Consider the following 11,681-nt stretch of genomic DNA (forward strand, 5'->3'; position numbering starts at 1 on the left):
GTCGCCGGTGAGCTGCATGCCGTCACCCGAGTCACCCGCGAACCGGATGATCACCCGGTCGAGGCGGCGCACGTCCTTCGCGCCCGCGCCCGCCGGTTTGCGCTGTTCTCCTACGACGGTTCCGTCGGCCTGTTCGGTTGGACTGACCTGGCTGGTCACTGAACTGGACCTCCCTCGAGGCGGCTGTCTGGGAGCGGCCTTCCCGCAAGCCTTCCCATCTTCAACCCTACGTCTGTAAGGGTCGCCTTCCCTCGGCCATTCGCATGATGGACACCACCTTGAGACGGTGTGACGCCCCGAATTGCCACGACTTTTCCACCCTCTGGCCCCTTCTCTGAGGACGCTCCCGGCTGGTCCTTTGGTTCTTCATGAGTTCGGGCAGGCCGGATCACGAGCTCGGGTGGGACCCGATCATGAGTTCAGGTAGGTCAGGACCGCCAGTACGCGTCGGTGGTCGCCGTCGCTCTGGGACAGGCCGAGCTTCAGGAAGATGTTGCTGACGTGCTTCTCCACGGCGCCGTCGCTGACGACCAGCTGCCGGGCGATTGCGGAGTTGGTCCGGCCCTCGGCCATAAGTCCCAGGACCTCTCTCTCGCGGGGGGTGAGTCCCGCGAGTACGTCCTGTTTACGGCTGCGGCCGAGCAGCTGGGCCACCACCTCCGGGTCGAGCGCCGTGCCGCCCCGGGCCACTCGTACCACCGCGTCCACAAACTCACGTACCTCGGCTACCCGGTCCTTGAGCAGGTAGCCGACGCCGTGGCTGGAACCGGCGAGGAGTTCTGTGGCGTACTGCTCTTCCACATACTGCGACAACACGAGTACGCCGAGTCCCGGGTGGTGTTTGCGCAGTTGCACCGCGGCCTTGACGCCCTCGTCGGTGTGGGTGGGCGGCATGCGTACGTCCGCGACGACGACGTCCGGCAGTGTGCCTTGGGCTGCCAGTTCGGTGATGGTCTTGATCAGCGCCTCGCCGTCGCCTACCCCGGCGACCACTTCGTGCCCGCGGTCGGTCAGCAGCCGGGTCAGTCCCTCCCTGAGCAGCACTGAATCCTCGGCGATGACCACTTGCACCCTGTCCTCCACGATCTTGGCTCCCCCAGCCTGGCGCAGGCTTGCGCGTAGGGGTCCAGCATTTCACCTCCGGCGGTTGGGCGGGGTGGGTTCGTTTTTTGTCTGCGGGTGCGTTGTGGCTGGTCGCGCCGTTCCCCGCGCCCCTGGGGTGCGTGGGTGGGTCGGGGTCGTGGGCCGGTGCGTCAGCCCGTCGCAGGGCGGGCATACGGCCCTGGCCGGGTACACGGTCCTGGTTCTCCGAGACAGAACCTAAGCGACGGGCATACGACGCACCGGCCCACGCCCCCTCCCGCCGGAGGGAAGCTGCGGGTCGTCGGGGGTGCGGGCTTTCCCCCGAGGCGCTGGCTCCTCGGGGCGCGGGCTTGTTCGGGGCGCCGGGATCTTCGGGCCGCGGGTAGCCGCAGGCTTTTGCTTTCAGGGGCGCGGGGAACTGCGCGACCAGCCACGATGGGCCCGCAGCCGCCCATGAACCGAACCCGCCCTTTGGGTAGGCGCCCCTGCTCAACCGCCGGAGGCAACCCGCCAGGGCAGCTCCGCTGTGATGCGGGTCGGGCCGGCGGCCGGGGAGTCGACGACGAGGATGCCGTCGACCGCGTCGAGACGTTCGGCGAGACCAGCGAGGCCAGAACCGCCGGAGGCGTCCGCGCCGCCGATGCCGTTGTCGACGACCTGGAGCATGAGGCGGTTGTCGACGCGCCAGACGTCGACGTAGGCCCGGGTCGCCCGGGAGTGCTTGCTGACGTTCTGGAGGAGCTCGGAGACGGTGAAGTACGCGATGCCCTCGATGGCGGGCGCCGGCCGGGACGGTAGGTCCACCTCGACCTGAACCGGCACCGTGCAGCGCGAGGCCACCGCGGACAGGGCGGCATCGAGCCCGCGGTCGGTGAGAACGGCGGGATGGATGCCCCGGGCCAGGTCCCGCAGTTCCTGGAGCGCCGTCTTCACCTCACCGTGCGCCTCGCCCACCATCCGCGCCGCCGCTTCTGGATCCTCCGTCAGCTTCTCCTTGGCCAGCCCCAGATCCATGGCCAACGCCACCAGCCGCGCCTGCGCCCCGTCGTGCAGATCCCGCTCGATACGCCGCAGGTCGGCCGCGGCCGTGTCGATGACGACACCGCGGTCCGACTCCAGCTCCACGACCCGCGTCGCCAGCCGCGAAGGCCCGAGCAGCCCGTGCACCAGAAGCCGGTCCACCAGCGTCAGCGCCCGCACGATCCATGGTGTGGCCATCGTGAGCAGCAGCCCCAGCATCGCGGTCACAGTGATCTCGAAGGGGTTGTCCAGGTAGATCCGGTGCGCTTCGTCCCCGTAGAGCTGAAGCCCGCCCTGACCGCCGTACACCGGAAAGAGCCAGAACCACAGCGGATACGTCAGCATTGCCCAGCCGTACGCCCAGAAGTTGATCGCCACCGCGAACGCGAACACGGCCCACGGGAAGTGCAGCACCGCGTACAGCAGATGCCGCCAGGACGCCCCGCTCTTGAGCATCGCGCCCATCCACGCCATCGCGCCCTGCTTCCGGACCCGCAACGGCTCCGGTGCCGCGACCTCCAGACCCAGCAGTCCGCGCGCCCGCGCTCGCTCCAGCGCGCCGAACCCGCGGCAGCCCGCGAGCGCCGCTGCGAGCACCGGAATGCCGAGGAACGTGATCAGCAGGCCCGCGCCCAGCGACACCATCGTCACGGCGAAGGTGAACATCAGGATGCCGACCGGCAGGCTCAGCATCAGATAGCCGAACTCTTTCCAGCTACGCGCCTCGATCGGCGCCCGCAGCGCGGCCGGGAGCCGGTTCCGCCGCCCCTCGACGCCCTCCCCGAGGAATCCGGGCCCACTGTCACGCCCGTATCCCTGTCCGTACTCCGTCGCCATGGTCGCCGTCCGTTTCTGCTCGGTTCCAACTCGGCCTGGTTGTCCGCTGTCGTAGTTCCACACTGCTCGGTGCCAGGTCCGCGGACCATGGAGTACGTCGGCGTCTTGAGGCGGGGGTTTTCCCTACCTCTGGGCCGCCTCGGGAGTACGCGGGGTGGTGCAAGTGGTGGGCCGGCGGCTCGGATCGCGGCGGGGTGACATGGGGCGCAGTACGGCCGGGACAAGTAGCTGTACGCCAGGAAAGGCCGTACGGAAGGGGCGTACGAGAGGAAGGGCCGTACGACCCGCAGCCGTACGCCTACCCTCGCGCCGGCTCCTCCGTCCGGTCCCGCCACGGGAGTTCCGCGGTGATCGTCGTCGGGCCGCCTACCGGGGACTCGATGACGAACAGGCCGTCGACCGCGCCGAGCCGGTCCGCGAGGCCCGCCATTCCCGTGCCGCCGTCGAGGGAGGCGCCGCCGCGGCCGTCGTCCCAGACCTGTATGAGCAGGCGGTTGTCCGAGCGCCAGACGTCGACGGAGGCGGACCGCGCCCCGCTGTGCTTGCTGACGTTCTGGAGGAGCTCGGAGACCGTGAAGTACGCGATGCCCTCGATGGCTGCGGCGGGGCGCATCGGCAGGTCGGCCGTCACCTTGACGGGGACCGTGCAGCGGGAGGCCACCGCGGACAGGGCGGCGTCGAGTCCGCGGTCGGTGAGGACGGCGGGATGGATCCCCCGGGCCAGGTCGCGCAGTTCCTGGAGCGCCAGCTTCACCTCGCCGTGCGCCTCTTCGACCATCGATGCCGCGGTGTCGGGGTCCTCCAGGAGCTTCTCCTTGGCCAGACCGAGCCCCATCGCGAGGTTGACGAGGCGCGCCTGTGCCCCGTCGTGCAGATCCCGCTCGATACGCCGCAGGTCGGCCGCGGCCGTGTCGACGACCACCCCCCGGTCCGACTCCAGCTCGGCTACACGCCGCTCCAGTTCGTCGGAGGGCGACAGCAGCCCGCGGACCATCGCCCGGTCCGCGTTGGCGAGCCCGCGCGCGATGAACGGCAGCACCGGCCACAGCACGAACAGCGAGGTCAGCGTGATGGTGAAGGTGAGGATGCCCCAGGGCAACCGCATGAAGTCGTACAGCACCGTCCGCCAGCCGACCGGGTCCCTCAGCGCCATCCACAGCCTGGAGAGGAACCCGCTCCGGCCACGGAACGGAAGCGGACTCGGCTCGTCCACCCGTACCCCGAGCAGTGCCCTGGCCCGGCCCCGCTCCAGCTGGCCCAGCAGCCGCGCGCCCATCAGCCCGCCCGCGAGCAGCGGAAGACCGATCACCGTCAGGCTCAGGAAGGCGCCGGTGGACAACACCGTCACCACATAAGTGAAACCGATCAGCGACACCGGCAGGTTCGCCAGGAGATGCGCGATCTCTTTCCAGGTGTGCCGGTCGTAGGCGAAGCGCGCGGGTGGCAGCCGGTCGCCGACGTCCCGGGTGTCGGTGGCGATGATGCGTTCGGTCATAACGGCTAGCGTGCCGGGCCGCGTGCCGGAGCGCCATGAGGTGGACCGCCGGGATGCCCTGGGGAAAACCCCACCCCTGGGTCCGCCCTCGGGGCGCCCCTGAACACCTGCGGGTGCCTGCCGGGATGCTCATGGGAGTCTGCCGGGGTTCCTGCCCGGCGCTTGTCGGCGACCTCCACGCATGCCAAGGCGTGACGGGCTGCTTACCGTTTCTTTAGCAGGGCCTAGACTCCGGTGCGTACAGATCGTCGAGCACGGCGCATCGCACGGCGCACAACAAGGCGCGCACGAGGTCATACGAGGTCAGGGAGCGAGGGGCGGACGTGCCGGAAGCGACCAGGGGCGCGGGGACCGGGACCGCCGGGATCACGGCCGCGGCGGACTACTTCCAGTCCTACTCGGTCGTCGGACTGCTCGCCGTGGTCGGCGTACTGTTCGTCGCCGTCGCCTTCGGAGCCGGGCGTCTGCTGCGGCCCGTCGTCCCGACACCCGAGAAACTCCTGACGTACGAGTGCGGAGTCGACCCTGTCGGTGAGGGCTGGGCCCATACCCAGGTCCGCTACTACGTCTACGCCTTCCTCTACGTGATCTTCGCCGTCGACTCGATCTTCCTCTTCCCCTGGGCGACGGTCTTCGCCGCGCCGGGCTACGGGGCGACGACACTCGTGGAGATGTTCATCTTCCTCGGCTTCCTGGCCGTGGGACTGCTGTACGCATACAAGAAGGGCGTCCTCACATGGACGTGACCCAGCCCGATCCCGTGTCCGAGCCGGGGCCTGTGCTGCTGCCGGAGCCGAAGCGCCTGGGTGCGCTCGCGCGTCTCGCCCCCGAGCCGATGAAGGTGGTCCTGAACTGGGGCCGCCGCTACAGCCTTTGGGTCTTCAACTTCGGCCTCGCCTGCTGCGCCATCGAGTTCATCGCCGCCTCCATGGCCCGGCACGACTTCATCCGCCTGGGGGTGATTCCGTTCGCTCCGGGGCCCCGTCAGGCCGACCTGATGGTGGTGTCGGGGACGGTGACGGACAAGATGGCGCCCGCGGTGAAGCGACTGTACGAACAGATGCCCGAGCCCAAGTACGTCATCTCCTTCGGCGCCTGCTCCAACTGCGGCGGGCCCTACTGGGACTCGTACTCCGTGACCAAGGGCGTCGACCAGATCATCCCGGTCGATGTGTACGTCCCCGGGTGCCCGCCCCGGCCCGAAGCGCTGCTTCAGGGCATCCTCAAGCTTCAGGAGAAGATCGCCCGGGAGTCGCTGGGGGAACGGTACGGGTCCGATTACGGGTCTGACCGGTACGGGCCCGCCGGCGCCCGGCCTTCCGCGGGCGCGCTGCAGAGCGGGCTGGTGAAGCCGCCGGTTCCGGCCGGGGAGGAGGGCGAGCGGTGACCGGCTGGCTGCCCGCCCCTGTGGAGGAGCTCTTCGGTACGGAGGCCACGGCCGAGGAGTCGTACGAGCTCCTGACCGTCGACGTGCCGCCCGCCGCCTGGATCTCCGCCCTTGAGACCGCGCGCGGCGAGCTGGGCTGCACGTACTTCGACTGGCTGAGCGCCGTCGACGAACCCGGCACCGGGTTCCGCGTCTCGGCCCACGTGGTCGCACTCGCTCCGGTGCGCCGCCTTCTCGTACGTACGACCGTCCCGCACGACGCCCCCGTACTCCCTACCGCCGTCGACGTCTACGCGGGCGCCGCCTGGCACGAACGCGAGACCCACGAGATGTTCGGCGTCACCTTCGAAGGCCACCCCGGGCTGGCGCCGCTGCTCCTCCCGGAGGGCTTCGAGGGGCACCCGCTGCGCAAGGACTTCGTCCTGGCGGCCCGCGTCGCCAAGGCCTGGCCCGGCGCGAAGGAACCGGGGGAGTCGGAGCACGGCGGTCCGAAGCGGCGGCAGATGCTTCCACCGGGTGTCCCGGACCCGAACGAGTGGGGTCCTCTGAAAGGTCAGCTCCCGCCTGCTCCGGCCCGCCCGGCCCGCGGCGCGGCTCGGGCGGCGGGCGAACGCCCGGCCCGGCGGACTCGCACAGCAGGGGAGGGCTCGGCGAGCCAGGCCCCGGCCTCTGGTACGCCCGCTGCGGGGCCGGATACGGGCGCGGCGGCGGAGGGCAGGCCTGCGGGGCGCCGGGCGCGCAGCGTGAGCGAGGGCTCGGCGACACAGCGCACGGAGGGGGCGGAGGCGGGCCCGGCGGGTGCTCCTCCGGCCTCGGCTTCGGGCGCCGAAACGCCGCCCGTGGCGCCGCGTCGCGCCCGCAGTGCCGGCGAGGGCTCGGCGTCGCAGCGCGAGGCGTCCGCTGCTGCCCTGGCCGATGAAGCCGGAGGTGAGCAGCAGCCCGGAGGCGAGCAGCCCACCCGCCCGGCGCGCGCCCGCAGTGCGGACGCCCCCTGGCACCACGCGCGCCCCGCCTTCGACGACGCCGATCAGAAGCCGCCCACGGGGGAGTCGCCCACTGAGGAGTCGCCCGCTGTGGAGCGAACCTCGCCCGAGCGGCAACCGGACGACGAATCCAACGCACCCGACGAACCCAAGGAGGCGCAGGCGAAACCCTCCGAGGTCCCCGAAGCCCAAAGCCCCACCGACGACAACCCCCCAGGAGGCCCGCAGTGAACGACGTGCTCGACGTCGCCCTGCGACTCCTGATCGTCTTCGTCGTGTTCCTCACTTTCCCGCTGATCGTCGGCCAGACGGAGCACAAGGTGATGGCCCATATGCAGGGCCGCCTCGGCCCCATGTACGCGGGCGGCTTCCACGGCTGGGCCCAACTCGTCGCGGACGGCGTGAAGTTCGCCCAGAAGGAAGACGTGGTCCCCGCGGGTGCGGACCGCCGCATCTTCCAGCTGGCCCCCGCCGTCGCCCTCCTCCCGTACCTCCTCGTCCTCCTCGCCATCCCCATCGGTCCTGGCGAAGGAGCCGTCGGCGAGGTCATCGACGCGGGCATCTTCTTCGTCCTCGCCGTGATGGGCGTGGGCGTCCTCGGCTCACTCATGGCGGGCTGGGCCTCGGCCAACAAGTTCTCCCTCCTCGGCGGCCTCCGCACCGCCGCCCAGCTCCTCGCATACGAACTCCCGATGCTCCTCACCGCGGCCTCGGTCGCGATGGCCGCGGGCACGGTCTCACTCCCCGGCATCCTCGACGCCTTCGAGTGGTGGTGGCTGCCCTGGCAGATCGTCGGCGCGCTCGTCTTCTTCGTGGCCGGCCTCGCCGAACTCCAGCGCCCTCCCTTCGACATGCCCGTCGCAGACTCGGAGATCATCTTCGGCGCGTACACCGAGTACACCGGCCTGCGTTTCGCTCTCTTCCTCCTCGCCGAGTACGCCGGAATCATCGTCCTGTGCGGCCTGACCACCGTCCTTTTCCTGGGCGGCTGGCACGGCCCGTGGGGTGCCGACGGTCTCGGCTGGGTCTGGACCCTGCTGAAGACCGCGGTCCTCGCCTTCCTCGTGATCTGGCTCCGCGTCACCTATCCCCGTCTCCGCGAGGACCAGCTCCAGAAACTCTCCTGGACCCTCCTCGTCCCCCTCTCCCTCGCCCAGATCGCCCTCACCGGCATCGTCAAGGTGGTGATCCAGTAGCCATGGCTGAGTCCCTCCCGCCCACTCGGTCCCGTGTCCCCGGCAGCGGCCTCGCCAAGGGCCTGGCCGTCACCCTGCGCGCGATGACGAAGCGCGCGCACACCGCGCAGTACCCGGACGCCCAGCCCGAACTCCCGCCCCGCAGCCGCGGCGTCATCGGCCTCTTCGAGGAGAACTGCACGGTCTGCATGCTGTGCGCCCGCGAGTGCCCGGACTGGTGCATCTACATCGACTCCCACAAGGAGACGGTCCCGCCCGCCGCCCCCGGAGGCCGCGAGCGCAGCCGTAACGTCCTCGACCGCTTCGCCATCGACTTCGCCCTGTGCATGTACTGCGGTATCTGCATCGAGGTGTGTCCTTTCGACGCGCTGTTCTGGTCCCCGGAGTTCGAGTACGCGGAGACCGACATCCACGAACTCACCCACGAACGCGACAAGCTCCGCGAGTGGATGTGGACCGTCCCGGCCCCACCCGCCCTCGACTCCTCCGCCGAGGAACCCAAGGAACTCACCGCCGCCCGCAAAACCGCCGACAAGCTCGCCGCCGAGCAGGCAGCTCAAGCGGACGAACAGGCAGCCCAGGCGGAGCCGACCGCGCCGCAGGAGGGAGAAGCGTGAGCCTCGCCGCCGTCGCCGCATCACCGGCGACGACCACCGCTGCCGAAACCAACGGCTTCCTCTCCCCGACCGGCGTCGAGATCGCCTTCCTCCTCGTCGGCCTTGTCACCCTCGGCGCGGCCGTCGTGACCGTCACCACCAAGCAACTCGTCCATGCCGCCCTGTGGCTGGTCGTGACGCTCGGCGGCCTCGCCGTCGAATACCTCCTGCTCACCGCCGAGTTCATCGCCTGGGTGCAGGTTCTCATCTACGTCGGTTCCGTCGTCGTACTCCTCCTCTTCGGTCTGATGCTCACCAAGGCCCCCATCGGCCGGTCCCCGGACGCCGACTCCGGCAACCGCTGGGCCGCCCTGACCGTCGCGATCGCCGCGGCCACCGCCCTCGTCTGGGTCGTCGTCGACGCCTTTCGGACGACCTGGATCGACCTGGACGGCGCTGCCGCCGGCTCCACGGCTGTCACCGGCGCGAGCCTCTTCCAGAACTGGGTGCTCCCCTTCGAAGCCCTCTCGGTCCTGCTGCTCGCCGCCCTGGTCGGCGCGATCGTTCTCTCCCGCAAGGCCGCCGCCAACCGGCCCACGGGCAGTACGGCCCTGGGCAAGCAGCCCGCGGGTACGGACCCGGCCACCTCCGACGAGCAGCCCTCGCGCCAGGGCAAGGAAGGCGCCCGCTGATGCATCTCGCCTATCCCGCCGTGCTCTCCGCCCTCCTCTTCTGCACGGGCCTGTACGGAGTCCTCGCGCGCCGCAACGCGATCCTGGTCCTGATGTCTGTCGAGCTGATGCTCAACGCCGTCAACCTCAACCTGGTCGCCTTCGACGTCTGGCTCAGCAAGACCGCCCAGGACACCCTGCACTCCGGCCAGGCCCTGACCCTGTTCACCATCGCCATCGCGGCCGCCGAGATCGGCATCGGCCTGGCGATCGTCCTCGCCGTCTACCGCAACCGCGGCACCTCGGACATCGACAAGCTCCGCGACACCGCCGAGACCGACGACGGCGATGACAGCGACGACGGCCACGACGCCCACGAATCCGCCGCGTCCACGACGGCCGAGAAGGCTGAGGCCACCGCGTGACCACGACCACCCTCGCCGTCCTCGTCCCCCTCCTTCCGTTCCTGGGCGCCGCGGCCGGCCTGTTTCTGGGCCGCACCGCCCCCGGTTTCGTACGGCCCCTCGCCGTCCTGCCCTCGGTGCTCTCCCTGGCGCTCGCCGTCCTCGTCGCCGTACGCCAGGGCGGCGACCAGGCCGTCGACGCCGCCACCGAGCTCACCCCGACCGGCTCGGTCCCCATCGAACTCGCCCTGCACATCGACGGCTTCGCCGCCCTCGTCGCCGTCCTGGTCGGCGTCGTCGCCTCCTGCGTGCAGATCTATTCGACGGGCTACCTGCGCGACGACCCGCGCTACCCCTCGTACGCCGCTCTCGTCTCCCTCTTCACCTCCGCGATGCTGCTCGTCGTCTACTCCGGCGACCTGATGGTGCTCCTGGTCGGCTGGGAGATCATGGGCATCTGCTCGTACTTCCTCGTCGGCCACTACTGGGAGACCCCGGAAGCACGCGCCGCCTCCCTGAAGGCCTTCCTGGTCACCAAGCTCGGCGATGTCCCCTTTCTGATCGGTCTGTTCGCGCTCGCCGCCGACGCCGGTTCCTTCCGCATCAGGACCGTCCTCGGCACGGTCGCGAGCGGCGGACTCGACCATCCGACGCTGATCGCCCTACTGCTCCTCGCCGGTGTGGCGGGCAAGTCGGCGCAGTTCCCGCTGCACACCTGGCTGCCCGACGCGATGGCGGGCCCCACACCCGTCTCCGCGCTGATCCACGCCGCGACGATGGTCGCCGCCGGTGTCTATTTCATCGCCCGGCTCCTTCCGGTCTTCGCCGCCTCCTCGGCCGCGCTGCTCGTCCTCGCCGTCATGGCGGCCGTCACGATGGCCGGTTCGGCGCTCGCCGCACTCGCCCAGGACGACATCAAGCGTGTCCTCGCGTACTCGACAATCGGCCAGCTCGGCTACATGACCGGCGCCCTTGCCGTCGGCGACCGCGGTGCCGCCGTCTTCCACCTCCTCTCCCACGGCGCCTTCAAGGCGCTGCTGTTCCTCGCCGCGGGCGTGATCATCCACGCCGCCGGCACCAACTCGCTGGCCACCATGTCCCGCATGAAGGACCTGCGCGCCCGGGTCCCCGACGCCTACTGGACGATGACCGTGGCGCTCCTCGCCCTCGCCGCGATCCCTCCCTTCAGCGGCTTCTTCTCCAAGGAAGCCGTCCTGGGCGCCGCGGAGCACGCCGCCACCGGTCACGCCGAGGACATCCCCGGCGCCGCTGGCTGGATCGTCCTCGTCGCCGGCCTGGTCACGGCCCTGCTCACCGCCGCGTACGCGATGCGCCTGTGGCTGCTCGCCTTCCGCGGCCATGGCGCCGAGGCCCCCGACCACGGCAGGCAGCCCCTCGCCATGAACGCCGTGCTGTGGGTCCTCGCCGTCCCGTCGCTCGCCTTCGGGCTCACCACTGGCCTGCTGCCCGACTGGTTCGACGGGCACGACCTGACCCCGACCCTCGCCACCTCCGTACTCGGTACGGGAGTCGCCCTCGTCGGCGGCATCGTCACGTACGGCGCCTGGCGGCACACCACCGCGCTCGCGGCCCGCGTCCCGCTGGGTGCAGTCGCGGCCCACCCCGAGGGCGACGCCGGACTCGTCGAGGCCGAAGCCATCGCCAGCCACGCGCCCGCGTACGGAGATGTGGCCTCCGCGCCCGACCCGGCGGACCCCGGACGCCTGCTCCTGGGACCACTGCACCGCCACGCTGCCGTCGGCTTCCACCTCGACGCCGTCTACGCGGCCCTCTTCGTCCGCCCGGTCCAGGCCGGAGCGACACTCGTCCGGTTCCTCGACCGTGAGGTCGTCGATGCCTACGTACGCGGCGCGGGCGCCCTGCCCCGCCTGCTCGGCGCGGCCGTCCGGCGCGCCCAGACCGGCAATGTGCAGACCTATGTGAGCGCGCTGCTCGCCGGCACCGTCGTCCTGGCGGTCGCCGCCCTCCTAGTCGCCACGGGAGCGTGA

At 70.6% G+C, this 11,681-nt stretch carries 11 protein-coding genes; 8 read left to right on the forward strand and 3 right to left on the reverse strand.

Translation table 11 applies throughout. The features are described 5' to 3' along the window. Nucleotides 1–411: 411 nt before the first annotated feature. The 3 genes from IEZ21_RS31585 to IEZ21_RS31595 all read right to left on the reverse strand — a co-directional run bounded on the left by IEZ21_RS31585 (nucleotide 412) and on the right by IEZ21_RS31595 (nucleotide 4,435). Nucleotides 412–1,071: a response regulator transcription factor gene (locus IEZ21_RS31585; RefSeq protein WP_281399628.1), complete on the reverse strand. Its 660-nt coding sequence runs from the start codon at nucleotides 1,069–1,071 to the stop codon at nucleotides 412–414. A gap of 501 nt (nucleotides 1,072–1,572) precedes the next feature. After that, nucleotides 1,573–2,940, reverse strand: a complete 1,368-nt coding sequence (locus tag IEZ21_RS31590; protein WP_189325284.1) for a sensor histidine kinase — start codon at nucleotides 2,938–2,940, stop codon at nucleotides 1,573–1,575. Nucleotides 2,941–3,238: 298 nt separating this feature from the next. After that, nucleotides 3,239–4,435, reverse strand: a complete 1,197-nt coding sequence (locus tag IEZ21_RS31595; protein ID WP_189325285.1) for a sensor histidine kinase — start codon at nucleotides 4,433–4,435, stop codon at nucleotides 3,239–3,241. A 323-nt stretch (nucleotides 4,436–4,758) separates the two neighbouring features. Between IEZ21_RS31595 and IEZ21_RS31600 the strand changes: the two genes are divergently transcribed. The 8 genes from IEZ21_RS31600 to IEZ21_RS31635 are packed head-to-tail and all read left to right on the forward strand — an operon-like array spanning nucleotide 4,759 to nucleotide 11,681. Beyond that, a complete protein-coding gene (locus IEZ21_RS31600) occupies nucleotides 4,759–5,181 on the forward strand; it encodes an NADH-quinone oxidoreductase subunit A (protein ID WP_033319590.1) in 423 nt (140 codons plus the stop codon). After that, the gene (locus tag IEZ21_RS31605; protein ID WP_189325286.1) at nucleotides 5,172–5,822 is read left to right on the forward strand and encodes an NADH-quinone oxidoreductase subunit B; all 651 of its coding nucleotides are present in this window, start codon (nucleotides 5,172–5,174) and stop codon (nucleotides 5,820–5,822) included. The genes IEZ21_RS31600 and IEZ21_RS31605 overlap by 10 nt, the downstream gene beginning before the upstream one ends. Further along, on the forward strand, nucleotides 5,819–7,036 hold the full coding sequence (locus tag IEZ21_RS31610; RefSeq protein WP_189325287.1) for an NADH-quinone oxidoreductase subunit C: 1,218 nt from the start codon (nucleotides 5,819–5,821) through the stop codon (nucleotides 7,034–7,036). The genes IEZ21_RS31605 and IEZ21_RS31610 overlap by 4 nt, the downstream gene beginning before the upstream one ends. Then, the gene (locus IEZ21_RS31615) at nucleotides 7,033–8,001 is read left to right on the forward strand and encodes a complex I subunit 1/NuoH family protein (RefSeq protein WP_033319593.1); all 969 of its coding nucleotides are present in this window, start codon (nucleotides 7,033–7,035) and stop codon (nucleotides 7,999–8,001) included. The genes IEZ21_RS31610 and IEZ21_RS31615 overlap by 4 nt, the downstream gene beginning before the upstream one ends. Before the next feature lie 2 nt (nucleotides 8,002–8,003). Then, on the forward strand, nucleotides 8,004–8,618 hold the full coding sequence (locus tag IEZ21_RS31620) for a NuoI/complex I 23 kDa subunit family protein (RefSeq protein WP_189325288.1): 615 nt from the start codon (nucleotides 8,004–8,006) through the stop codon (nucleotides 8,616–8,618). Then, nucleotides 8,615–9,289: an NADH-quinone oxidoreductase subunit J family protein gene (locus IEZ21_RS31625; RefSeq protein ID WP_189325289.1), complete on the forward strand. Its 675-nt coding sequence runs from the start codon at nucleotides 8,615–8,617 to the stop codon at nucleotides 9,287–9,289. Before IEZ21_RS31620 ends, IEZ21_RS31625 begins: the two co-directional genes overlap by 4 nt. Next, a complete protein-coding gene (gene nuoK, locus IEZ21_RS31630; RefSeq protein ID WP_189325290.1) occupies nucleotides 9,289–9,693 on the forward strand; it encodes an NADH-quinone oxidoreductase subunit NuoK in 405 nt (134 codons plus the stop codon). Before IEZ21_RS31625 ends, nuoK begins: the two co-directional genes overlap by 1 nt. After that, nucleotides 9,690–11,681 carry an NADH-quinone oxidoreductase subunit 5 family protein gene (locus IEZ21_RS31635; RefSeq protein ID WP_189325291.1) on the forward strand — a complete coding sequence of 664 codons (1,992 nt, stop codon included), beginning with the start codon at nucleotides 9,690–9,692 and terminating at the stop codon, nucleotides 11,679–11,681. Before nuoK ends, IEZ21_RS31635 begins: the two co-directional genes overlap by 4 nt.

It is taken from the genome of Streptomyces flaveus (assembly GCF_014647675.1).
Classification (GTDB): domain Bacteria; phylum Actinomycetota; class Actinomycetes; order Streptomycetales; family Streptomycetaceae; genus Streptomyces; species Streptomyces flaveus.